General features: G+C 54.0%; 20 protein-coding genes. All 20 read right to left on the bottom strand.

Annotated elements, in window-relative coordinates:
* Positions 1–4: 4 nt before the first annotated feature.
* The 20 genes from LVD14_RS10425 to rseP all read right to left on the bottom strand — a co-directional run bounded on the left by LVD14_RS10425 (position 5) and on the right by rseP (position 23288).
* On the bottom strand, positions 5–871 hold the full coding sequence (locus LVD14_RS10425; RefSeq protein WP_237134023.1) for a DUF368 domain-containing protein: 867 nt from the start codon (positions 869–871) through the stop codon (positions 5–7).
* On the bottom strand, positions 872–1528 hold the full coding sequence (locus LVD14_RS10420; protein WP_237134022.1) for a protein-L-isoaspartate(D-aspartate) O-methyltransferase: 657 nt from the start codon (positions 1526–1528) through the stop codon (positions 872–874). It lies immediately after the preceding gene.
* Positions 1529–1587: 59 nt separating this feature from the next.
* Positions 1588–2721 carry a tRNA pseudouridine(13) synthase TruD gene (gene truD / locus LVD14_RS10415; protein WP_237134021.1) on the bottom strand — a complete coding sequence of 378 codons (1134 nt, stop codon included), beginning with the start codon at positions 2719–2721 and terminating at the stop codon, positions 1588–1590.
* Positions 2714–3196, bottom strand: coding sequence for a 2-C-methyl-D-erythritol 2,4-cyclodiphosphate synthase (ispF, locus tag LVD14_RS10410; RefSeq protein WP_317622731.1), 483 nt, complete (start codon positions 3194–3196; stop codon positions 2714–2716). Before ispF ends, truD begins: the two co-directional genes overlap by 8 nt.
* A 21-nt stretch (positions 3197–3217) precedes the next feature.
* Positions 3218–3982 (bottom strand): 2-C-methyl-D-erythritol 4-phosphate cytidylyltransferase, encoded by a 765-nt coding sequence (ispD, locus tag LVD14_RS10405; protein WP_237134019.1) that lies wholly within the window; start codon positions 3980–3982, stop codon positions 3218–3220.
* A 3-nt stretch (positions 3983–3985) separates the two neighbouring features.
* A complete protein-coding gene (gene ftsB, locus LVD14_RS10400; protein ID WP_237134018.1) occupies positions 3986–4255 on the bottom strand; it encodes a cell division protein FtsB in 270 nt (89 codons plus the stop codon).
* A gap of 10 nt (positions 4256–4265) precedes the next feature.
* Positions 4266–5561, bottom strand: coding sequence for a phosphopyruvate hydratase (eno, locus tag LVD14_RS10395; RefSeq protein ID WP_237134017.1), 1296 nt, complete (start codon positions 5559–5561; stop codon positions 4266–4268).
* A 44-nt stretch (positions 5562–5605) separates the two neighbouring features.
* On the bottom strand, positions 5606–6466 hold the full coding sequence (gene kdsA, locus LVD14_RS10390; protein ID WP_237134016.1) for a 3-deoxy-8-phosphooctulonate synthase: 861 nt from the start codon (positions 6464–6466) through the stop codon (positions 5606–5608).
* Positions 6463–8094, bottom strand: coding sequence for a CTP synthase (locus tag LVD14_RS10385; RefSeq protein ID WP_237134015.1), 1632 nt, complete (start codon positions 8092–8094; stop codon positions 6463–6465). The genes kdsA and LVD14_RS10385 overlap by 4 nt, the downstream gene beginning before the upstream one ends.
* Positions 8095–8193: 99 nt before the next feature.
* Positions 8194–9534: a tRNA lysidine(34) synthetase TilS gene (gene tilS / locus LVD14_RS10380; protein ID WP_237134014.1), complete on the bottom strand. Its 1341-nt coding sequence runs from the start codon at positions 9532–9534 to the stop codon at positions 8194–8196.
* 46 nt (positions 9535–9580) lie between these two features.
* Positions 9581–10534, bottom strand: a complete 954-nt coding sequence (locus LVD14_RS10375) for an acetyl-CoA carboxylase carboxyltransferase subunit alpha (RefSeq protein ID WP_237134013.1) — start codon at positions 10532–10534, stop codon at positions 9581–9583.
* 138 nt (positions 10535–10672) lie between these two features.
* Positions 10673–14233: a DNA polymerase III subunit alpha gene (dnaE, locus tag LVD14_RS10370; RefSeq protein WP_237134012.1), complete on the bottom strand. Its 3561-nt coding sequence runs from the start codon at positions 14231–14233 to the stop codon at positions 10673–10675.
* A gap of 25 nt (positions 14234–14258) precedes the next feature.
* A complete protein-coding gene (gene rnhB, locus LVD14_RS10365; protein ID WP_237134651.1) occupies positions 14259–14888 on the bottom strand; it encodes a ribonuclease HII in 630 nt (209 codons plus the stop codon).
* A gap of 101 nt (positions 14889–14989) precedes the next feature.
* Positions 14990–16162 carry a lipid-A-disaccharide synthase gene (lpxB, locus tag LVD14_RS10360; protein WP_237134011.1) on the bottom strand — a complete coding sequence of 391 codons (1173 nt, stop codon included), beginning with the start codon at positions 16160–16162 and terminating at the stop codon, positions 14990–14992.
* 42 nt (positions 16163–16204) lie between these two features.
* Positions 16205–16999 (bottom strand): acyl-ACP--UDP-N-acetylglucosamine O-acyltransferase, encoded by a 795-nt coding sequence (gene lpxA / locus LVD14_RS10355; RefSeq protein ID WP_317622141.1) that lies wholly within the window; start codon positions 16997–16999, stop codon positions 16205–16207.
* Entirely contained in the window at positions 16972–17415 is a 444-nt protein-coding gene (gene fabZ / locus LVD14_RS10350) for a 3-hydroxyacyl-ACP dehydratase FabZ (protein WP_237134009.1), read from the bottom strand. The genes lpxA and fabZ overlap by 28 nt, the downstream gene beginning before the upstream one ends.
* Before the next feature lie 17 nt (positions 17416–17432).
* Positions 17433–18494 carry a UDP-3-O-(3-hydroxymyristoyl)glucosamine N-acyltransferase gene (gene lpxD / locus LVD14_RS10345; RefSeq protein ID WP_237134008.1) on the bottom strand — a complete coding sequence of 354 codons (1062 nt, stop codon included), beginning with the start codon at positions 18492–18494 and terminating at the stop codon, positions 17433–17435.
* 25 nt (positions 18495–18519) lie between these two features.
* On the bottom strand, positions 18520–19020 hold the full coding sequence (locus LVD14_RS10340) for an OmpH family outer membrane protein (RefSeq protein WP_237134007.1): 501 nt from the start codon (positions 19018–19020) through the stop codon (positions 18520–18522).
* A gap of 95 nt (positions 19021–19115) precedes the next feature.
* Positions 19116–21830 carry an outer membrane protein assembly factor BamA gene (gene bamA, locus LVD14_RS10335; RefSeq protein ID WP_237134006.1) on the bottom strand — a complete coding sequence of 905 codons (2715 nt, stop codon included), beginning with the start codon at positions 21828–21830 and terminating at the stop codon, positions 19116–19118.
* Between the two features lie 66 nt (positions 21831–21896).
* Positions 21897–23288 carry an RIP metalloprotease RseP gene (rseP, locus tag LVD14_RS10330; protein WP_237134005.1) on the bottom strand — a complete coding sequence of 464 codons (1392 nt, stop codon included), beginning with the start codon at positions 23286–23288 and terminating at the stop codon, positions 21897–21899.
* Between the last annotated feature and the right edge of the window lie 8 nt (positions 23289–23296).

The following is a 23296-nucleotide window of genomic DNA, read 5'->3' as shown; positions in this document are numbered from 1 at the left end:
TTGTTTATGCGCGTTGAGTGTAGCGGGCAAACAACACAATGACAGCCGCACCAAGCCCTGACAGGGCCACAGCAAGCAGCTGCCCGCTTACGCCAGCGCTCGCAACAAGCTCATTGCCAGGCCACAAAACGATCAGCGAAGCTGCCAGCATACCCGTCAGGACTGCATAAGTCTGTTCGCGATAATAGTAGAAAGTCAAAGACAGCACATGCGAGAAGGACAATAGTCCAATTGCACAGCCGGCAGCAAAAACAGCGATTACCGGCAGGTTGAAGTCACGCAGTGCATCCAGCACATACTCATAAACGCCCAGCAACAGCAGAATGAAGGCACCCGAGATGCCCGGCAGTATCATGGCACAGATGGCAATCAGACCACTGAAAAAAATATATACCAGCGAATCGCTGCCCGCTGCTGGATTAAGCAGCGCCGTCAGCCCTGTCACTGCGAAACCCAGACAGAACAACAGGACTTTTATCATCGACCACATACCCACCTGCTTGTTCAGCAGCCAGGATGAGGCCAGGACCAGTCCCATGAAAAAAGCCATCACCAACATAAAGTGATGTTCCAGCAGATAAAGCACCAGATTTGCCATCAACAGCAGACTGCCAAGAATGCCCAGTCCCAGCGACAACAGAAACGCTCCATCGATGTGAGTCCAAAGTGCTCGCGGCCCCTGCTTCCAGAGCAGGCTGAGCGCCACCGGATTGCAGCGACGCAGGGCGTTTACCAGCTGCTCATAGATCCCGGTGATTACCGCGATGGTGCCACCCGATACGCCCGGTACAGCGTCGGCAACTCCCATCGCCATTCCTTTCAGAAATACCGACAATCTGGCCCTGGCACTGGTTTCTCTGGGGAACGACATTCAGTACTGAACCTGTCCAATATAAAGTGGGACGAAATTAACGGCTTCCAGCACCTGAGTGTGAAACTCATCACCCTGTCGCTGAATCAGACGCAGCTCCTGGCTGCCTTTTTCACGCCCTACTGGTATCACCAGTCGTCCACCGTCAGCCAGCTGCTCAAGCAGCTCGGCAGGTACATGCTGAGGGGCAGCGGCAGCCACGATAGCATCAAAGGGGCCATGCTCAGGCCAGCCCAGGCTGCCATCATCATGTTTGCTGCGTACATTCCTGATCTTCAGCAAGCCAAGATTTTTTCTGGCTTTATCCAGCAGCGGCTGAATTCTCTCGACTGTCCAGACACGATCTGCCAGTTGCGCAAGGATGGCTGTCTGATACCCACAGCCTGTTCCGACCTCCAGTACACGCGGCAATTTACTGCCATCACTGGCGCGGCCAGCCAATACGGCTTCGGTCATTCTGGCCACTACGTAAGGTTGCGATATGGTCTGGTTGTAACCAATTGGCAGTGCAGTATCTTCGTAGGCCCGGTGAGCCAGTGCTTCATCCAGAAATATATGTCGCGGCGTCGTTCGCATGACATCCAGTACCGCCCAGTTCTTGATACCGCGATCCAGCAGAGACGCAATCATGCGTTCCCTGGTACGTTGTGATGTCATGCCAATTCCGGCGAGATTTATGGTATTCACTGCTTACCTGCAAAAATGTTGTTGGTTCTTTACGCCTGACTATAGTCGAGCAGTTCGTGCAGCACCGCTGTTGCAAAACAACCCGCGGGAAGTTCAAAACTCAGCTCCAACTGGTCGCTGTCAAAAAAGCGATAGTGTAAACGCTTGACCGGCAAGCGCAAGCTACGCCTTTGCTGTTCCAGGCCTGCTCTCTCGAGACCATGGCACAGTGTCGGCCAGCGCAGACAGCATGCCTGCTCCAGAGCCCTGGTTCCACCCAGGCTGCGCAATGCTCCCTTTCCCCACAGTGGTCCGGTAGGATGGATATCCATGCGAGACAGTCGTTCAGGCAAGGCCGGATCTTCGCTATCAGCCAGGAAAACGCTGCCGGTCCCGTCGAGATTCATCACATCACCATCGAGCAGCGAATCCCAGTTGCCCTGCTGGACGCGCGCGGCCAATACCGCGTTGAACAGAGAGGATCTTGCAGCGGAAAGCCACATGCTGCGTTGTGTTCGTGAAGCCCGGGGAACCCGATTTTCTTCAGAACGCTTTGCCAAAGTATCAAGATAGGCAAATGCATTTTCTATATTGTCGAAACCAAAACGCTGTTCACCAAAATAGTTGGGAACACCCTGACTGGCAATGCTTTGCAGGCGGCTGGACAATAACAACTCGGGCGAAGAATCTGTTCCGCATTTTGACCGGAGGCCTGTCAGTCGCAGCCGAAAATGATTCGCCCCATGACTACCGCGGCGCAGTTTGCGGCTATTGCGGCTGACAGCAAGAATTTTCAGGTTATCGCTGTCCAGTTCTTGAATAATGGACTCGGACAAGGATTTATCGTGAATGCTGAACCACTGGCTGCACACTCCTTGCTTGTCTTTTAGCCCGGAGTAGCTGATTCGCTTTAACGGCACACCGGTAACTTCGGTTATGCGCTGGGCAACATCAAGGGTTGTCAGCATCGTTTTTTGTACCTGCACCCAGACATGTTCGCCCTGCCCGGTGCAATTGAATCCAAGCACTTCATCGACAACAAAATCGCCTGGTGTCTTTTTAAAGACACCTGTTACCTCTGTTGCGCCCAGCGCATGAGGCAACCGCGCCATCAATGCAATGAGATCTGCCTGTTCCGCCTCAGTAACAACGCCCTCGGCCTGTTCGTTGTGAAGATCAGTCACGGGCAAGCAAAACCACTGCGTATGCCTCGATACCCTCTCGGCGACCTACAAACCCCATACCCTCAGTAGTTGAGGCCTTGACATTGACCGCACTGACAGGCAATTCCAGCAGCCCGGCAATGACCTCACACATGCCGGGTATGGACGCGGCCATTCTGGGCGTCTGCGCAAGAATTGTAGAGTCGAGGTTGACCAGTTGCCAGCCATCCTCGCGCGCCATCTGGAAAACAGATGATAGCAGCCGTCGACTATCGGCGTTGCGGAAAGACTCATCATTGTCCGGAAAATGTCGACCAATATCACCTTTGCCAATAGCGCCAAGAATGGCATCACAGACAGCGTGCAACAGTACGTCACCGTCGGAGTGTGCCAGCAGGCCCCTGTCATGCGGCACCTGTACGCCACCAATCATTAAGGGTCTTCCGTCATGTGGTTCGGCAAACCTGTGTGCATCGTAGCCGTGACCGACTCGTATATTGCTAAATACCGACATTCATCAATTCCTGTCTTTGACTGTCTTTTGACCAGCTGTAATGGCCTGCGCCTGCAGAATCAGCTCGGCCAACACCAGGTCTTCGGGGTAGGTAATTTTGATATTGTCTTTACTGCAGGGAACAAGAACCGGCTTAAGGCCTGCAAGCTCCATGGCAGATGATTCATCAGTGATAAGCTCACCGCGGGACTCACTCTGCTGCAGTGCCGCTATCAAATCCGCTACCCGAAACAATTGTGGTGTACATGCTGCCCACATTTCACGCCGATCGACCGTATTAGCAACACAGGCAATCTTCTCTCCGGCGCCTCCGACAGTATCTTGAGCTTTCTTCAATGTGTCAGAGACGACCGTTGCCAGCAGTCCGCCTGGCGCGTGATCTGTCAGGCAGGCTTCAATCAGACGATTGACATCCGTTGTCCGGACGCAAGGCCGTGCAGCGTCATGGACCAGCACCCAGTCATCCCCACTGGAACGCGCCGCGATATCGCACAGACCTGACAGAACGCTTTGCCAGCGCTCGCTGCCACCCTGGCTGATATGAATAGGGGTTTTAATTCTCGATGCGAGGGAATCGGCTATGCTGCGCCCCGTAGCATCGTCTGATGACAGCACCAGCTGCAGGCTCGACAGGCCTTCGGTCGAAGCCATGCGCAAGAGACTGTGTTCAAGAACGGTTTTACCCTGGAGGAGGAGATATTGTTTGGGGATCTGCGCCCCCATCCGACTTCCCAGGCCTGCCGCTGCTACCAGGGCATGGATCGACATGGTTTATTCAATCAACATGTAAAAAGTTTCGTCTTCACCGACCATGCCCAGATCACTCCGGGCACGCTCTTCGATTGCATCCAGGCCATTTTTAAGGTCAAGAACTTCACGTTCCAGCAGCTGGTTGCGTTGACGAAGAGCCGAGTTCTCAGCCTGCTGGGCAGCAAGCTGTTCCTCCAGCAGGCGCAAATCGCGCACCCCGCCTTCTCCTATCCATAATCGCCACTGAAGCAGCAGCAATACCACAACCAGGCCGGAAACGATGACCTTCATATCGACCTCATCAATTTACGTGATCGAACTCCTGAATACCCCGATAAATCGCCTTGCTACCGAGTTGCTGTTCAATGCGCAGCAACTGGTTGTACTTCGCCACACGGTCGGAGCGACACAGAGAACCAGTCTTGATCTGCCCTGCGCCTGTGGCTACTGCCAGGTCCGCAATGGTGGTGTCTTCTGTTTCACCTGAACGGTGGGAAATCACGGCAGTATAGCCGGCCTTGCGGGCCATCCGAATCGCTGCCAGTGTTTCAGTCAGACTGCCGATCTGATTGAACTTGATCAGGATTGAGTTGGCAATACCCTGCTCAATACCACGTGACAGAATTTCGGTGTTGGTTACAAACAGGTCGTCACCGACCAGTTGTACCTTGTCCCCAACCTTGCGGGTCAGCACGGCCCAGCCGTCCCAGTCACTTTCGTCCATGCCGTCTTCAATCGACAGAATGTTGTAGTCCCTGGCAAGTTTGGCAAGATAGTCGGCAAATCCGGTCGCATCAAAACTGGCATTCTCGCCTTTCAGGACGTATTTACCGTCACGATAGAACTCGGATGAGGCGCAGTCCAGTGCCAGTCGGATATCAGAACCCATCTTCAGACCGGTCTTTTCCACCGCCTGCATGATGGCATCCAGTGCCGCTGCATTGGATGGCAGGTTTGGCGCAAAACCGCCCTCGTCGCCCACGGCTGTATTAAGCCCCTGAGACTTCAGCACCGACTTTAGGCTGTGAAAAATCTCGGCACCATAACGCAGTGCCTCAGCAAAACTTGGTGCACCAACAGGCTGAACCATGAACTCCTGGATGTCCACGTTATTGTCTGCGTGCTCGCCACCGTTGATAATATTCATCATTGGCACCGGCAGACTCATGCTGTCGCTTGAGCCATTGAGTTGTGCGATCCAGGCGTAAAGCGGCATTTTGTTGGCTTGTGCGGCCGCTTTGGCAGCAGCCAGCGAGACCGCAAGAATGGCATTGGCACCTAGATTGGCTTTGTTCGGCGTGCCGTCCAGGTCGATCATGATCTTGTCGATGGCAGCCTGATCCTGGGCATCGTGTCCCAGCAGCGCATCCCGAATCTGCTTGTTGACGTTTCCTACCGCCTTTAGCACGCCCTTGCCAAGGTATCGACCAGCATCCTTGTCACGCAGTTCCAGTGCCTCACGTGAACCGGTTGAGGCACCTGATGGCGCGCAGGCTGTACCGACAATGCCATTGTCCAGTGTTACATCGGCTTCCACTGTAGGGTTGCCACGTGAATCCAGCACTTCACGTGCGCAGATGTCTTTAATAATTGCCATATTATTTCCTGTCCATTCTATAGGTAAGGTATTCGGTATTTCCGTTAGTTTGTATCAATTTCCGGGAACTGCTTGACCAGGTCGTCCACTGCCTTCATCTGACGCAGGAAGGGTTCCAGCTTGTCGAGCGGCAGTGCACAGGGGCCGTCACATAATGCCTTGTCCGGATCCGGGTGCGCCTCCAGAAACAGCGCGGACAGGCCCTGGCTCATGCCAGCACGCGCCAGTTGTGTAACATCAGCACGACGACCATCCGCGCTGGCGCTGAGTCCACCTGGGCGCTGCAGCGAATGGGTAACGTCGAACATGACCGGATAGCGAAATTTCTTCATTACCGAGAAACCCAGCATATCGACGACGAGGTTGTTGTATCCGAAACTGGAGCCCCTTTCACACAACATCAATTTACGATTACCGGCCTCTTCAAACTTCGTCAGAATGTGACGCATCTCCTGAGGTGCAAGAAACTGAGCTTTCTTGATATTGATGACGGCATCGGTACGCGCCATTGCCATTACCAGGTCTGTCTGCCGTGAGAGAAACGCTGGCAATTGAATGATATCCGCAACCATTGCCACAGGGGCGGCCTGACCAGGCTCATGCACATCAGTGAGAACTGGTACCTTGAATCGGGTCTTGATGTCCTGAAGAATTTTCAAGCCGTTCTCCAGACCAGGACCACGATAGGAATGAATTGATGAGCGATTCGCCTTGTCAAAGGATGCCTTGAACACATAGGGAATATTGAGGCGCGAGCAGACATCAACATACTGCTCTGCCACTTCCATCGCTAAAGCATGCGACTCCAGCACGTTCATACCACCAACGAGTACAAACGGCAGATCATTGCCGAACACAATACTGTCGCTGAGCCTGAGATGAATATTGCTGGTCTCTGCTGTCATTGCTGGCTCGCCTGATGGACCAGGGCGGCTTTTATGAAGCCAGTAAACAATGGGTGACCATCTCTAGGTGTAGAGGTGAACTCGGGATGGAACTGGCAGGCAACGAACCACGGGTGATCTGGGACCTCAATAACCTCAACCAGTTCACCATCCATGGAGCGACCTGCGATAATCAGGCCATTCTGCTGCAGTACGTCAGCATAGTTGTTGTTGAATTCATAACGGTGACGGTGACGCTCAACAATGACATCCTTGTTGTAACAGCCATATGCCGTCGAGGTTTCCTGCAGGCGACACTGCTGGCCACCCAGTCGCATGGTGCCACCAAGATCAGAATTCTCATCACGTTTTTCAACGTCACCTTCTGCTGTTGTCCACTCACTGATCAGTGCAACCACCGGGTCTTTACAATCGGTCTTGAACTCGGTGCTGTGCGCATCAGTCAGACCCGCCTTGTTGCGGGCATACTCGATCACGGCCACCTGCATGCCCAGACAGATCCCCAGATAGGGAATCTTGTTCTCGCGTGCGTACTGTACCGTAGCAATTTTCCCTTCTACACCGCGCAGGCCAAACCCGCCGGGTACCAGGATCGCATGTGCGCCTTCCAGCATTCCTGTGCCGTGGACTTTGATGTCACTGGAATCAATATAACGAATGTTGACCTTGGTGCGGGTCTGTATGCCTGCGTGACTGATCGCTTCGATCAGGGACTTGTAGGCGTCCAGTAGTTCCATGTACTTGCCGACGATGGCAATGGTCACTTCCTGGTCCGGGTTCAGCTTGGCGTCCACAACACGATCCCACTCACGCAGATCTGCCGGCGGGCAATCCAGCCCGAACTTGCCAACAATGATGTCATCAAGTTCAGCATTTCTAAGCAGAGAAGGAACACGGTAAATGGTATCGGTATCCGGCAGGGAAACCACCGCAGGCAGATCAACGTTGGTGAACAGCGCAATCTTGCGGCGCGCCGACTCTGCGATTTCCTGTTCAGAGCGACAGATCAGAACATCGGGCTGAATACCTATCGAGCGCAGCTCTTTTACAGAGTGTTGTGTCGGTTTGGTTTTGGTTTCACCGGCCGTCGCAATATAGGGTACCAGCGTCAAATGCATGAACAATGCATGCTGGGAACCGAGTTCGACGCGCATCTGTCGTACGGCTTCAAGAAATGGCTGCGATTCGATGTCACCGACGGTGCCACCAATCTCTACCAGAGCGATGTCGGCACCTGCTGCACCTTCAACGACCCGCCGTTTGATCTCATCGGTTATATGCGGAATAACCTGAATCGTGGCACCCAGATAATCTCCGCGGCGCTCACGTCGAATGACTTCTTCGTAAACGCGACCGGTGGTGAAGTTGTTGCGCGCAGACATGGTCGTACGAATGAAGCGTTCGTAATGTCCGAGATCGAGGTCGGTCTCCGCGCCATCTTCGGTTACAAATACTTCGCCATGCTGGAACGGGCTCATGGTCCCCGGATCCACATTGATATATGGATCGAGTTTGAGCATGGTCACTTTGAGTCCGCGCGCTTCGAGAATCGCGCCAAGAGATGCCGAGGTGATGCCTTTGCCGAGCGAGGAAACCACCCCGCCGGTAATGAAAATATATCGCGTCATTAACGCCCCATCCTTAATCATTGATGGGGCTACAGATTACCAGAACCGCCCCCCATCGACAAACGAATTCTCTGCTTCATTACAATTGTTCCGATTGGCTTATGACGTGCCACCAATCCATTGCGGGAGAAACCCTGCACCACTGTTGTCGGCCTGAAAGCCCTCGCAGGGGCCTACGCCAGCAACCCATGCAAGCTGCCCGTCTATCCACAGCAGCGGTGTCCGGTCACGCAGCCATGGCTGGATACGTGCCTCATTCAGCACCTTTTTTAACGACTTGCGTGGCCTGCCCGGCAATTTGGCCTGCTCACCTCCCTGTCGGTAAGTAATCTGCACTGATGCCTGAGCCGGCCAGTACAGACCACCCCGCAAAACGGGCACCTTTATCAGCACACCATTACCAGGCAGTTGCACACTGTCCTGCTCAGTTGGCCAGGACTGACCAGCTGCGGGTAGCGCAGATGGTACAAGGCTCTGTCTGATCAGGTACAAAAGCCCGTCATAACGACGCAATTCAAAGCCCTGCCAGCGCACCACAGGCTGCGCGTCTTCGGCCACCAGCAACAACTCTGCCTGCAATGTCAGCAGCAATGTCCGGGACGGCCAGTCGCCTGTCTGCAACCATAACCACTGACGCAGAACCAGCCGTTGCCGGTGCGACGACAGGCTCAACAAGGATTCCAGTCTCAGTACATTCGGGTCCGGACCACGAACCTCTTCCAGCAAGGTTTCAGCCAGTTCCTGCAGCAACTCATCAGCTTCGCGCTGAACCTCTGCTGCGGCACCAAGCCGCTGCCGCCAGGCTGGCCACTTCTCCGCGAGTTTCGGCGCTACTTCCAGACGCAAGTGATTGCGTCGAATGTCAACATCCTGATTGCTCTCGTCGGTCACCCAGTTGAGTGACTGGTCGCTGGCAAATTCGGCCAGCTGCTCTGCGCCCAGGTCCAGCAGTGGTCGCCAGATATGCCCGTCACCCAATTCACGACACCTGGGTATACCCGCCAGACCTCGCGGACCACTGCCTCGCATCAATTGCAAAAGAACGGTTTCTGCCTGGTCGTCCAGATGATGCGCCGTTAAAAGAACCTCATCACTGCCCAGAATCTCCGAAAAGGCCTGGTAGCGGGCCTGACGCGCGCGCATCTCAATACTGCCGGTATCATCGGGGCCCAGTTCCAGTCTGCAGACCTGCAATGGTATCGCCCTATCCCTGCACTGCGTTTCGCAATGCCGCTGCCAGTCGTCAGCATTGGGCGACAGTCCATGGTTAGCATGGACGGCACGCAGCCCAAGAGGCAGTTGAGCCCCCAACTGCCAGAGCAGATGCAGCAATACGGTAGAGTCCCGTCCACCACTAAAAGCAAGCACCAGCTGCCGCTTACGCGGCAACTGGCGCTGTAATTCATCGATAGAGTCGAGAAGTCTTTGCTGCAAATTCACGTGACGCGCTCCTGCGGACCGCAAAAACAGCAATCAGAGCCGGGGCTCAGCGAGTGATTCCGTAACTCATCAGACGTCGATAACGGCGTTCGATGAGGTTGTCTATCTCCATGTTCTGCAGACGTTCAACCTGATCCACCAGTGATGCCTTGATGTTCTCAGCCATGGTTTTTATGTCCCGGTGAGCACCACCCAGCGGTTCCGGAATTGTGCTGTCAACGATGCCCAGTTCCTCAAGTCGTTTGGATGTCACACCCATTGCCTCAGCGGCATCAGGTGCGTGTTCAGCTGATTTCCAGAGAATCGTGGCGCAGCCTTCCGGGGTAATGACGGTGTAGGTTGAGTACTGCAGCATATTCAGGTGGTCAGCGATGCCAATAGCGATCGCCCCCCCGGAATTTGCTTCACCAGTGACGGTGGCAATCAGCGGCGTTCTGACACGCGACATCATCGCCATGTTTTCAGCAATCGCCTCATTAATGCCGCGCTCCTCAGCATCAATACCGGGATAAGCCCCGGGCGTATCGATAAAGCTGAGCACTGGCAGCCTGAAACGCTCTGCCATTTCTATCAATCGTCGCGCCTTGCGGTAGCCCTCGGGGCGCGGCATACCAAAATTGTGTCGCACCTTCTCCTTGGTCCCGCGGCCTTTCTGGTGCCCAATAACCATGACAGGCTTGCCATCCAGTCGCGCCACACCGCCCACTAATGCCTGGTCATCAGCAAACAGCCGATCACCATGCAGCTCATCAAAGTCGGTGAATATATGCTGGATGTAGTCCAGTGTATAAGGGCGCAGAGGGTGACGAGCAACCTGGGAAATCTGCCAGGGCGTCAGGTTTGCGTAGATTTTCTCTGTCAGCTTGGTGCTTTTTTCCTGCAGCTTCTGAATTTCTTCACCGATATTCAACTCATTGTCATCACTGACAAGGCGCAGTTCATTGATCTTGACTTCAAGATCGGCAATCGGTTGCTCAAAATCTAGATAATTGGGATTCATAGTCGCGTTAAATCAGCCTTTGTAAGACATTATAGGATCGGATGATAACAAATATCACGCCACCCTGTCCCGTCCTGTCATTCAGACCCATATCTCCTTTCTGACAGCCAGCTTTCGGCCTGTCCAGCCGCACTGGCATCAGTGCCCGTAAGCGACAGCAACTGACTCACGACCAAACATTTCACCCAGCTCCTGCAGCAGGTCCTGCTCTGGCAGCACACACCAGTCATCACCCAGCTGTAACCACCCATCCACGTCCGGTCGCCGATAGCATATGCGCACCCGGCAAGGCTTCAGCACTGGTTCTGCGTTCTCGTCAGGATCCGTCCCGGTGACCGGTAATGGCCGGCGATAAGGATCAAGGCACGCCGCCAGCCGCTTGCTGAAGTCGGGGTGCAGCCGGTCGGCGCTCAGTGTCAGCTCAAGCGCACGGGCAAACTTCTGCCGGGCCTGTGTCAGACTCAGTACCTGCCGTGTGCGGCCACGCATGCCACCACTGAAATCGTCCATGGACACCTGGCACTCAACCAGCAGGATGGCGTCTTTCTGCAGAAGATCACGATATTGCTCGTACTCTTTTGCAAACAGTGACACTTCGAATCGCCCGCTTCGGTCGTCAAGCGTGATAAATGCAATCAGGTCGCCGCGTTGACTGCGCATTGTGCGCATACCGACTACCAGGCCAGCAACCCACTGAGCTTCTCGTTCCGGCCGAAGATTGGCGATCCGGTCCCTGGTCAGACGTGACAATTCGGGCAGATATTCATCGATGGGGTGACCGCTCAGATACAGGCCCAGGGTTTCCTTCTCCTCGCGAAGACGTTGCTGCTGGCTCCAAGGCCGGGCTGGTTTGAGCGCTGCTGCATCAGAGGATTCAGTGACAGGTGCAATATCACCAAACATATCCATCACGCCGGCGGCCTGATTGCGGCTGCTCTGCTCCGCTGCCTGAACAGTGTCGGCGATTGAGGCAAACAACCGTGCACGCGCTGTATCTGCATCGGCATCCACCAGGCAATCCATGGCGCCTGCTTTAACCATGGCCTCCAAAGCACGTTTATTGACCGTCTTCAGGTCCACCCGCTGGCAGAAGTCGAGCAATGACGTGAACGCACCCCCTGCATTACGCGCTTCAATAATGGCGTTGATCGGGCCCTCCCCCAGGCCTTTGATCGCACCAAGGCCATAAACCACTTCGCCCTTGTCATTGACGGTAAAATTGTAGGCGCCAATATTCACGCTGGGCTCGACAAGTGGCAGCTCCATTGACCGGCATTCTTCAATCAGGGTAACCACCTTGTCGGTGTTCTGCATATCGGCCGACAACACCGCCGCCATGAAATAGGCCGGGTAATGCTGCTTCAGCCAGGCAGTCTGATAGGATACCAGCGCGTAAGCCGCCGAGTGTGACTTGTTAAAACCGTAGCCGGCAAATTTTTCCATCAGGTCGAAAATGGATCCAGCCAGATCCGCATCCAGCCCATTGGCAGCCGCACCCTCGAGGAAAATGGAGCGTTGTTTCTCCATTTCTTCCGGTTTCTTTTTGCCCATCGCACGGCGCAGCATATCCGCTTCACCCAGGCTGTAATTGGCAAGCACCTGGGCAATCTGCATCACCTGTTCCTGATAAAGAATCACACCATAGGTGTTCTTCAATACCGGCTCCAGGTCAGGGTGTGGATAAGCAACATCCGCACGACCATGTTTACGGTTAATAAAATCATCCACCATTCCCGACTGCAGCGGGCCAGGACGGAACAAGGCCACCAATGCCACGATATCTTCAAAACAGCTGGGCAACTGGCGACGAATCAATTCCTTCATCCCTCTGGATTCCAGCTGAAACACTGCAGTGGTATCGCCCCGCTGCAGCAGCTGATACACCCGGGCATCATCCAGTGGGATGGCTGTAATATCGAGAGGATTGTTGTGACGGTCAGGCTCCTGGGCGTTAATCATCTTGATTGCCCAGTCAATAATGGTCAGCGTTCGAAGACCAAGAAAGTCAAACTTGACCAGCCCGGCGGTTTCCACATCGTTCTTGTCGAACTGAGTGACCAGACCGTCGCCGTTCTCGTCACAGTAAAGCGGTGAGAAGTCAGTCAGCACCGTTGGCGCAATCACCACGCCACCGGCATGTTTGCCAACATTGCGCGTGATACCTTCGAGTTTAAACGCCATCTCCATAATTTCCTGGGCGTCTTCGTCACCTTCGACAAATTCGCGCAGGGCTTCTTCCTGTTCCATAGCCTTGGTAAGCGTCATACCGACTTCAAATGGAATCAGTTTGGATAACTTGTCCGCCAGACCATAGGATTTACCCTGCACACGTGCCACGTCTCGTACTACAGCTTTGGCAGCCATGGTTCCGAAAGTGATAATCTGGGACACTGCGTCCTTCCCGTATAGTTCAGCAACGTGCTGAATCACACGGTCACGCCCCTCCATGCAGAAGTCGACGTCGAAATCAGGCATGGAAACCCTTTCCGGGTTCAGGAAGCGCTCAAACAGCAGGTCATATTTAAGTGGATCCAGATCAGTGATGCCCAGCGCATAAGCTACAATTGACCCTGCGCCCGAGCCTCGCCCCGGCCCAACCGGCACACCATTGTTCTTGGCCCACTGGATGAACTCCATCACGATAAGAAAATAACCAGGAAATCCCATCTGTATGATGACATCCAGCTCGAAATCGAGGCGCTTGTAGTACGGCTCACTGAAAGCCATGCAATCGGCATCCTGTGCTTCATAGCTGCGCCCGTGAGATTCATAGAACAGTCTCGGGAGTCGCTGCTCCAGGCCCTCGCGACTGAGCTGACGAAAGTATTCGTCCATACTCATACCCGGTGGCACAGGATAATTGGGCAGGAAGGGTTTACCCAGCTCGATATCAAGATTGCAGCGCATGGCAATACTGACGGTATTACTCAGCGCCTCCGGGATATCGGCAAACAGCTCTCGCATCTCATCCGGGGTCTTCAGGTACTGCGACTCTGTGTAGTGACGCGGGCGGCGCGGATCATCGAGCGTGCGACGTTCATGAATGCACACTCTCACTTCATGTGCTTCAAAATCTTCCGGCTTGAGAAAGCGCACATCGTTGGTAGCAACCAATGGGCAGCTGGCTTCCGAGGCGAGGTTCACCGCGGCCTGAATATAGGCCTCTTCGCCAGCACGACCACAGCGCTGTATTTCAAGGAAAAAACTTTCCGGAAAAAGTCTCATCCACCAGTCAAGGGCGCTGCGCGCACCGGCGGTATCGCGTTCATTCAACAGTCGCCCGACCTCACCTTCCGGACCGCCTGACAAAGCAATCAGCCCGTCAGCATGTGTCTCCAGCCATTCACGCTTGATGGTCGGGCTGCCATGCCCCTCTTTCTGCGTATACGACATGGAAATCAGGCGCGTCAGATTGCGGTAACCATTAAGATTACGGACCAGCAACACCAGGGGAAACGGGCGTTCCCGGTTGTCCGTGTTCTCAACCAGAATATCGCAGCCACAAATGGGTTTTACACCTGCCGCCATGGCGCCGCTGTAGAACTTGATCATGGCAAACAGGTTGCTCTGGTCTGTTACTGCGACCGCCGGCATACCCGCTTCGGCGACGGTGTTGATCAGCGGTTTGACACGAACCAGTCCGTCGACAATAGAATATTCTGTGTGAACCCGAAGGTGGACAAAATCTAGGCCGCTCATCTGTCAGTGTGTCTCCATCGATGTATCAATTCCTGCCCACCTGCCTCAGATTTGGCGCCTGTGCCAGGCGGGCTTTGACTGGTGCAAAACTTCGGCGGTGCGCGTTGCAGGGGCCCAGTCGTTCCAGGGCAGCCAGATGCTCGGCTGTTGGATATCCCTTGTGCTTTGCAAAGCCGTAGTCAGGGTACTGCTCGTGCAGTTCGAGCATAACATTGTCGCGCGCAACCTTGGCAAGAATCGATGCTGCCGCAATGCAATCAACACGGCTGTCACCCTGCACAACAGCTGTCGATCGATAGGACCAGACAGGACAGCGATTGCCATCTACAAAGACAAATTCGGGGGTCTCAGACAGAGCATCTACCGCGCGGTGCATGGCCAACAGGCTGGCCTGCAGTATGTTCAGCTGATCAATCTCTTCGGGCTCGGCACAAGCTATGGCGTAACATACCGCCTGCTCCTGAATCTGGCGAAATAGATTCAGTCGTCGCTTCTCGGTCAGTTTTTTTGAGTCATTCAGGAAGGGCAGATCATATTTTTCTGGCAGAATAACAGCCGCCGCGTAAACAGCGCCGGCCAAAGGCCCACGGCCAGCTTCATCAACTCCTGCTATCGGGCCAGAGATGTCAGAAGCAAATTCAAATCCAGATTGCAGATGAGTATCCACCAAGCTACTTTCCTTCTGGTGTTATTGTTTTTTGATAACAGAAAGCACAGCTGGTGCAGCACTTCATGTCTTTCCGTTCCGCCAGGGTGTCAGCTGCCAGCTTCAGTCTCGATCAGCTCTGCTACAGCCTCAGCAGCCTGACGGTTGGCATCGCGTTTCAGAGTGCGGTGAATCCGGGCAAACTCTTCAGCCAGATTCTCAGTTCGCTCCGGTTCGTTCAGCCAGGTCAGCAGACACTGCGTGACTGCCTCTGGTGTGGCTGCGTGCTGAAGGTACTCCGGCACCAGCTGCCTGCCGGCTAGCAGATTGGGCAATGCAACCCACGGCACCCGCAACATGCGCGACGCCAGCATCCAGGTGATTGGCGCAAGTTTGTAGCAGACCACCATGGGACGCTGCAGCAACATGGCTTCCAGCGTCGCGGTGCCTGATGCCTGTACAACCAGATCACAGGCCTGCATGGCCTCATGCGACTGGCCGTTCAATAATACAAAGTGATTTCTGATTTCCGGGCTCAACGCCGCGTGCTGATCCATCATCTGCACAAGCTGATGGTAGCGTGAATCGTTGGCACAGGGTATGACAAACCGAACTGTGCTGCGCTGTCGCAGACAGGCAATCGCTGCGTCAAGAAAAACCGGTGCCAGCCTCTGTACTTCGTTACGACGGCTACCTGGCATCAAACAGATCCAGTCGGCATCACTGGCCAGCCCCAGGGCCTCCCGCTGATGCAGCTTTACGGCCTGCTGATCGGCATCGGGGTCGGTCTCGTCTGCCAGTGGATGCCCAACGCAGCGCGCCGGGATTGCATTGCTGCGATAAATTTCTGATTCGAATGGAAACAGTGTCAGCATCAGGTCAACGCATTGAGCAATGCGTTTGATGCGTCCCTCTCCCCAAGCCCAGACACTGGGGCTCACATAATGAACTGTTTTGATACCGGACGCACGCAGTGGTTGCTCCAGCCGCAGGTTAAAACCGGGTGAGTCGATACCAATAAAGACGGCAGGACGTTCGCGCTGATAGAGCGACAGCAAGTCCCGTTTCAGGCGCAGCAATTCAGGCAACCGCCCCAGAGGTTCAACAAACCCCATCACCGAAAGGCGTTCCATGGGGGTAATGCTGACGAATCCCTGCGCGAGCATCCGGGGGCCACCGACGCCCATAAACCGGGCCTCAGGATAACGCTGACGCAACTGCTGCATCAGCCCCGCTCCCAGAATATCGCCAGACTCTTCTCCGGCAACGATCCCTATCAGCATACCTGCCTCATCAACTAACGTTGTGACTGGAACCGGGGCCGCCTAGCGGTGAATGCCTTTTGTCGATCCGGTGATGGATTTCAGAAAAACTGCCAATGCGGGGTTTGTTTCTGCAACTGGTGTCAGACTTTCACGCGCCTCTTCCAGGCTCAGGCCACGCTTATAGACAGTTTTAAACGCATCCCGAATTAGTTTGACGGTTTCTGCGTCAAAGCCGCGACGTTCAAGCCCTACTGTGTTGACGCTGCGAACGGCTGCAGGAGAGCCGCTGACAATTACGTAGGCAGGCACGTCATGCGAAATATGTGTCATACCACCAACCATGGCATGCGCACCAATACGTAGAAACTGGTTAACCCCGGCAAAACCGCCCAGAATCGCCCAGTCATCAACCTCGGCGTGCCCGGACAAACCTGCGTTGTTGGCGAATACCGTGTTGTTCCCGACGATACAGTCATGTGCAACGTGTACGTACGCCATCAGCAGGTTGTTACTGCCAATACGCGTATACGACCCGCCCGCACCGGTACCTCTGTGCAGCGTACAGCCTTCTCTGATGATATTGTTGTCGCCTACTTCCAGCCAGGTATCTTCTCCAGCAAATTTCTTGTCAGCCGGATCCTCACCAACAGATGCAAACTGGTACACCTGATTACCTTTACCCAACCGGGTGTTCGATTTGATAACGACATGAGACGCTATGGTCGTTCCTTCACCAATTTCAACATTGGGACCGATAATACTCCAGGGTCCAATACTGACGTTGTCAGCTATTTTGGCAGAAGGGTCAATGATCGCGCGCGGGTCTATCACTGTTCTCGCTTCCTCTCTGCGCACATGATTGTCGCTTCACCGACAAGTTCATTGTCGACGGAAGCGCGGCACTGGAATTTGTAGATCCCGCGCTTACTGGTCAGGATAGTGGCTTCCAGCGTCAGTCGATCGCCTGGCACCACTGGCCGTTTCAGTCGGACTTCATCCGCACCTACAAAGTAGTACAGATAACCGTCCTTGGGTTTTTTCTCCTGGCTTTTGAAGCCCAGCACACCAGCAGCCTGCGCCAGCGCTTCGATAATGAGAACGCCTGGCATAATCGGATAATCTGGGAAATGCCCGTTAAAAAAGGGTTCATTCACAGTGACATTTTTGTACGCCACGATTGATTTGCCCAGCTCCATGCTGACCACACGATCCACCAGCAAAAACGGGTATCGCTGGGGCAGGTACTCCTTGATTTCTTCCACATTCATCATAGTTTTATTCCTGAGTGTCACAACTGGCGTTTGCCCAGTTGCTTTTCAATAGTTCGCAGCGCTTTGGACAGGTCTGCCAACTTGGTCTGCGCCACCGCATTACGGCGCCATTGACTGCTTTCCTGCAGTATCGCGCCCGATGCATAAACACCTGGCTTGTCCACAGAACGACTGACCATGGACATCGCCCCAATGCTTACTTTGTCGGCAATTGTCAGATGTCCGGTTATCCCTACACCACCGCCGATGAGGCAGTAGCGACCAATGTGCGTGCTGCCGGCCAATGCGGTACATCCGCAGATGACCGTGTGATCCCCTACTGTGCAGTTATGCCCAATCTGGACCTGATTGTCTATCTTTACGCCGTTACCAATCACGGTGTCGTCCAGAGCTCCGCGATCAATGGTACTGCCTGCCCCTACTTCGACGTCGTCTCCCAATCTTACAGACCCAAGCTGGGCGATCTTTACCGAACGCTCACCATCGAAGGCAAACCCGAATCCATCGGCGCCGATAACGACTGAAGAGTGCAAAATAACACGGCTACCGATGTGTACTCGATGATAAATACTGACATTGGCGTGGATAACACAGTCGCTGCCGAGGCGGGAACCGCGACCTATGCTGACATTGGCGCCTATCCGGGTGCCGTCACCAATAACAACAGCTGCATCTATGACGGTGCCGGGCCCGATGACGACTCTTTCGCCGATCACTGCCTTGGGACTGACCCGCGCACTGGCATCGATACCCGACCCGTCGTGATCTGCCCCGGATTCCTGTGCTTCCATTCTGGCGAACAGTTGTGACGCATGCGCGTAAGCGACGTAGGGCTTGCGGGTCACCAGGCAGGGTTTGTCAACCAGCTCGAGCATATCCGGGTGCACAATAAATGCTGAGGCATCTGACTTCGCCAGCTGCTTGATATACTTGGGATTACTGAGAAAACTGAGTTGACCGGATGTAGCTGTGGCCAGGGTCGCAAGACCTGTGATGGGAAGATCTGTCACCCGCTGGCCAGCATCATTCAGCTCAGTGCCAAGATGCTGTGCCAACTCACCCAGCGTGACAGATCCCATCGTCTTTACCGCAACTTCAGGGCGCTTAACGTGCCAGCTCGTTGAGTTTCGCCGTCACCAGCGCAGTGATGTCATAGCTGTTATTGAAGTATGCAACAGACTCTGCATTGAGAACCAGATCGTAATTACCTTCTTCAACCACCGCCTCAATTGCCTGTCCGAGGAACTGACGCTGGCTTTCAATGAACTGCTGCTGACGCTGATTCCAGGCATTCTGCAGGCGCTCGGCAATAACCTGCATCTGTACCTGACGCTCTTCGGCGTCGGAGTTAAGCTGCTGCAGTTCCTGCTCGCTCAGGATGGATTCATCACGCTGGGCGCGCTCGATGATCTCACGCAATTCAGTGTTCAATCGCTCCAGACGCTGCTCATCAGACGCAAATTGACTACGGGTGTTCGCTTCCAGCTCACGGGCAGCATCTGTGTTAAACAGTGCCTGTTCGAGGTTAATGATACCTATAACCGGTTGCGACTGCGCCATTGCCGTGTTGCCAACCAGCAGCCAGGCAGCAACCAGTATCATCATCTTTCTCATCATCATCACCCTATTCTAAATAATTAGAAACTTACATGAATTTGGCCCTGACCAGTCGATCAGGGAGGCGCATTATAGCACTGTGATCAGAAACCTGCTCCAATCGTAAAGTCGAAACTCTTGGTACGGTCGTTGTCGTCTTTGGTGAACGGTTTGGCCAGGTAGAAAGTCAAAGGTCCAAATGGCGACAGATAGGTCACGCCAACACCAACCGAGTAGCGCAGCTCGCCAGTGTCGAAATCGGAGCAGTTATTGTTACGCGTCTGACGCAGGGTGCAATCCGTTGAGAACACACTGCCTACGTCAACAAACAGGCTTGAACGGACACGGCTGCGATCATCAACAAACGGTAGCGGGAACAGAAGCTCGAATGAAGCTGTTGTCAGCAGGTTGCCACCAAAATTGTTACGATCGCCATAGATATCCCGCGTACTGGTGACCAACTGACGCAACTGGTTGCCATTTTCGTCCAGTAAGGGCTGGTTGTTCTCATCAAGCACCGGCGCCGTTACGTAGCCCTGTGAGTTGCGATCAAAACCTTGCGGACTGCCTGCCTCGTTGATGATGATGTCGCCATTTTCATCTTTTGCCAGCTCGGTGAAGTCTGTGCTGTATATAGCCGGCGGTGTACTGCGCGGTCCCAGGCTGTTTTCCTCAAAGCCGCGAACAGAACCGTTGTAGGCAAGACCACCCGCAAAATAGTTCTGGAAAAACGGCAGCTCACCGGTATCGCCATAACCGTCACCGTAACCAAAATTGGTTCGCAGTCGGAATACCCAGTCTTCGCCAAACACCGGCTTGTAATAGTCAGTGTTGTAACTCAGGCGGTAATATTCCAGATCGCTGCCTGGCAGGGTTATTTCTGCCGACGCCTGCTGGAAGAAGCCTCGGGTAGCCAGCTGGCCTCTGTTCAGCGTATTGCGGATCCAGTTAGTTGTGATGGTAAAATTGTCGAAAGAGCGACCATACTTATCAATGAAACCTGGTTCTACGCCCTGATTAAGATATTCCTCCGACAGGTCACTGATGTTGCCAAAAATGGCATCACGCACGGGACCTTCCCAGGGATTGATATTGGCCGGACTGATAATGTAGCGATTGATATTCGGATTCAGTTTGGGTGTAGATTCGATTTCCTGCACGGAGAAGCCGGTGCCGGAAGTCAATTCTGTATGGCTGTAACCCAGGTTATAACCAATCTGCTGGAATTCATCTATAGGATAGCTGAAGCTGACTGAGCCGCCATAGGACGTCGTCGAGAAACTGGCAACGTTCAGGAAAGAGTCCTGCTTCTGGGCAAACAGACTGAAGCCGCGGCTGACACCATCAGGCGTGTAGTAAGGGTCCACGTAACTGAAGCGGGCACTGGAGCTGTAATAGCTTCGGTTCAGACCTACAGAAACTGTTCGACCTGTCCCCAGAAAATTTTCGGCCTGCAGGTCTGTGGAAATGAACCAGTCACCTCCACCACCAGACCCAACACTGAATGAAATGCTGCCGAAGTTCTGTTCTTCAACGTCGAATTCGACATCGATCTGGTCGGTCATGCCCGGGACTTCAACGGTTTCCACTTCTACCGTAGAGAAGTAACCGAGGCGCTCCAGGCGCACTTTGGAAAACTCGATCTGTTGACTTGAGGCCGGTGCACTTTCAAGCTGTCGCATTTCGCGGCGCAGGACATCGTCCGCTGTCGCAATGTTGCCCCGGTAGTTGATGCGATTGACGTAGGTCCGCGCACCAGGTTCAACATAAAATATCACTTCAACTGTCTGATCTTCGTCGTTTACCTCTGGCACACCTTCAACTTCAGCAAAGGCATAACCCAGATTGCCAAGAATCTGCGTCATGTATTCTTCGCTGGCCGTGATCAGCGCCTGGGAATAAGTCTGACCGGGACCCACCAGTGTGTAGGCGCGCAGAATCGCTTCGGCATTAACCAGGTCACCCACCAGGTCCACGTTGCTGACCGTGTAGGCCTGCCCTTCACTGACATTGATGGTGATATAGATGTCTTCGTTATCCGGGGTAACTGAAACCGGTGTCGAATCGATATTGAACCGGGCAAAACCGTTGTCCAGATAGTGCGACGTGATACGTTCGAGGTCACCTTCAAACTGCTCTCGTGAATAATTGTCACGACCACTGAAAGGCAGGTACCAGGGCTTCACCCCAAGGTCCATCAGCTCCAGCAGTTCGTCATTCTCATAGACGTTATTGCCAACAACATTGACGCCACGAATGCGACTTTCTTCACCCTCGTTCACCGTCATGTCAATGGCAACACGATTACGTGGCAGATCGGTTACTTCAATATCAACGGTAGTGCCATATCGCCCACGAGACGAATACACTTCCTGGATACCCTGACGGATCGCTTCCAGCGTAGAACGGGTGAAGATACCACCCTCAACGATTTCAGCGGATTCCATATTGCGCAGAATATCTTCTGTCTGCAGAACGCGGTTACCCGAAATATTGATTTCACTGACTGACGGACGTTCGAGGACCGTTATCAGAAGGACGCCGTCTTCGCGGGCGACTTCGACCTCTTCAAAATACTGTGATTCGGTAATGGCCCGAATGACCTGAGCAGCCATGCCGGGTTCAAAGTAGTCACCAATGCTGACTGGCAGCAGGCTGAACATCACCCCCGGAGAGATGCGTTGCAGCCCGTCAATTCGGATATCGGTGATTTCGAAGCCCTGTTGCTGATTCTGGGCGACTGTTGGAACACTGGTGGTCATGACGGTAGTGCCCAATAAGGCACTCGTCAGCAATACACTACGGCAAATTCTAATCATGAAGTTCTAACGAGTCCGGACTTATTCTTGGTAAATTTTTTGATGTCAGCCGTGCCCTGCCGTCATTTACAGCAGTCGAGTCACATCGTTATACAGGGCCAACATCATGATACCCCCGATCATCAGCAATCCCAGTTGCAAGCCCATCGCCTGAACGCGCTCTGGCACGGGACGGCGTATGATAGCTTCTATGGTGTAATACAACAAATGACCTCCATCGAGCACCGGTATAGGCAGCAGATTAAGCACGCCCAGACTTATGCTGAGGATTGCCAAAAAGCCGAGATATACTTCCAGACCATATGTCGCCGTTTCACCAGCAACCTGCGCAATGGTAATTGGACCATTAATATTCTTGACGGAAATCAGCCCGACAACCATCTTTTTAATTGAGTCGAGCACGAACACCGACTTGTCCCAGGTTTCCACTACCGCCGGGACAATCGCAGTCAGCGGGTTGTAAGACACCTCGCGCCGATGCTCCGGTGGCAGGCTTCCGTACAGATCAAATGCCTGCACACCAGCCCCGATCACACCAATTCGACTGCCATCCTGCGCCTGCCCGACGTCTGGCACCAAAGTCAACGCCACCTCGGACGCTCCGCGTTGGACAACAACTTCCAGAGGCAGTTCCGCTGAGCCTCGAACGATATTGACCCATTGCATCCAGTCGGTCACTGTCTCGCCATCAGCCGCAACTATCCGATCCCCGGATTGCAGGCCTCCTGTCTCGGCAGCTCCACCCGGCACAACCATGTCGATAATCGGAGGAATCTCATACTGCACGATGCCCAGTTCAACAAGCGGGTTGGGTTCGGTGGTGTCCGACAACCAGCTGTTGATAGACAGACTGTACTCGTTGACGGCATCGCTGTTGCCTGGTGATGCCGAAATACTCACGGCGCCGCTCTCGCCCATTCTATCGAGCAGCGCCATGACCACCTGCTGCCAGATGTCCACGGGTTGACCATCGACGGCCAGTATTTCGTCACCCGGGCGCAGACCGGCCTGCCATGCCGGTGATTCAGTTTCCACGTTGGCAATCACCGGCGCAATACCACGCTGGCCGTAGGCAACATTGATTACCCAGAACACCAGAATCGCGAGCAGGAAGTTGGCCAGTGGCCCCGCCGCTACAATGGCAAATCGCTGCCAGATGGGTTTGTAGTTGAAAGCCATATGACGCTGCGATTCAGGAACCGAGCTGCCGGCTTCAGCATTGGTGTCTTCCTGGCCAAGCATCTTCACATAACCACCCAGCGGAATCGGGGCTATGACGTACTCAGTGCCATCCTTGCCTACCCAGGTTTTTACCGCCTTGCCGAACCCAATGGAGAAGCGCAGCACTTTGACGCCACAGCGCCTGGCCACCCAGAAGTGTCCAAACTCGTGAATGGTAACGAGAATGCCCAGGGTGACAATCAGGGCCAATATATTGACTATCAGGGTTTGCAGCATAAACTCCA

This window comes from Pseudohongiella sp. O18 (assembly GCF_021729085.1).
In the GTDB taxonomy this organism is placed as follows: domain Bacteria; phylum Pseudomonadota; class Gammaproteobacteria; order Pseudomonadales; family Pseudohongiellaceae; genus Pseudohongiella.
This window is presented reverse-complemented; position numbering and strand designations above follow the sequence as displayed.

Bases quoted from the DNA above. Each gene is read 5' to 3' on its own strand.
- dnaE (WP_237134012.1), bottom strand. From the start codon at position 14,233: ATGAGCGGCCTAGATTTTGTCCACCTTCGGGTTCACACAGAATATTCT.
- LVD14_RS10425 (WP_237134023.1), bottom strand. From the start codon at position 871: ATGTCGTTCCCCAGAGAAACCAGTGCCAGGGCCAGATTGTCGGTATTT.
- lpxB (WP_237134011.1), bottom strand. From the start codon at position 16,162: ATGCTGATAGGGATCGTTGCCGGAGAAGAGTCTGGCGATATTCTGGGA.
- bamA (WP_237134006.1), bottom strand. From the start codon at position 21,830: ATGATTAGAATTTGCCGTAGTGTATTGCTGACGAGTGCCTTATTGGGC.
- lpxD (WP_237134008.1), bottom strand. From the start codon at position 18,494: ATGGGATCTGTCACGCTGGGTGAGTTGGCACAGCATCTTGGCACTGAG.
- LVD14_RS10385 (WP_237134015.1), bottom strand. From the start codon at position 8,094: ATGACGCGATATATTTTCATTACCGGCGGGGTGGTTTCCTCGCTCGGC.
- eno (WP_237134017.1), bottom strand. From the start codon at position 5,561: ATGGCAATTATTAAAGACATCTGCGCACGTGAAGTGCTGGATTCACGT.
- kdsA (WP_237134016.1), bottom strand. From the start codon at position 6,466: ATGACAGCAGAGACCAGCAATATTCATCTCAGGCTCAGCGACAGTATT.
- rseP (WP_237134005.1), bottom strand. From the start codon at position 23,288: ATGCTGCAAACCCTGATAGTCAATATATTGGCCCTGATTGTCACCCTG.
- LVD14_RS10340 (WP_237134007.1), bottom strand. From the start codon at position 19,020: ATGATGATACTGGTTGCTGCCTGGCTGCTGGTTGGCAACACGGCAATG.
- ispD (WP_237134019.1), bottom strand. From the start codon at position 3,982: ATGTCGATCCATGCCCTGGTAGCAGCGGCAGGCCTGGGAAGTCGGATG.
- fabZ (WP_237134009.1), bottom strand. From the start codon at position 17,415: ATGATGAATGTGGAAGAAATCAAGGAGTACCTGCCCCAGCGATACCCG.
- ftsB (WP_237134018.1), bottom strand. From the start codon at position 4,255: ATGAAGGTCATCGTTTCCGGCCTGGTTGTGGTATTGCTGCTGCTTCAG.
- LVD14_RS10420 (WP_237134022.1), bottom strand. From the start codon at position 1,528: ATGACATCACAACGTACCAGGGAACGCATGATTGCGTCTCTGCTGGAT.
- LVD14_RS10375 (WP_237134013.1), bottom strand. From the start codon at position 10,534: ATGAATCCCAATTATCTAGATTTTGAGCAACCGATTGCCGATCTTGAA.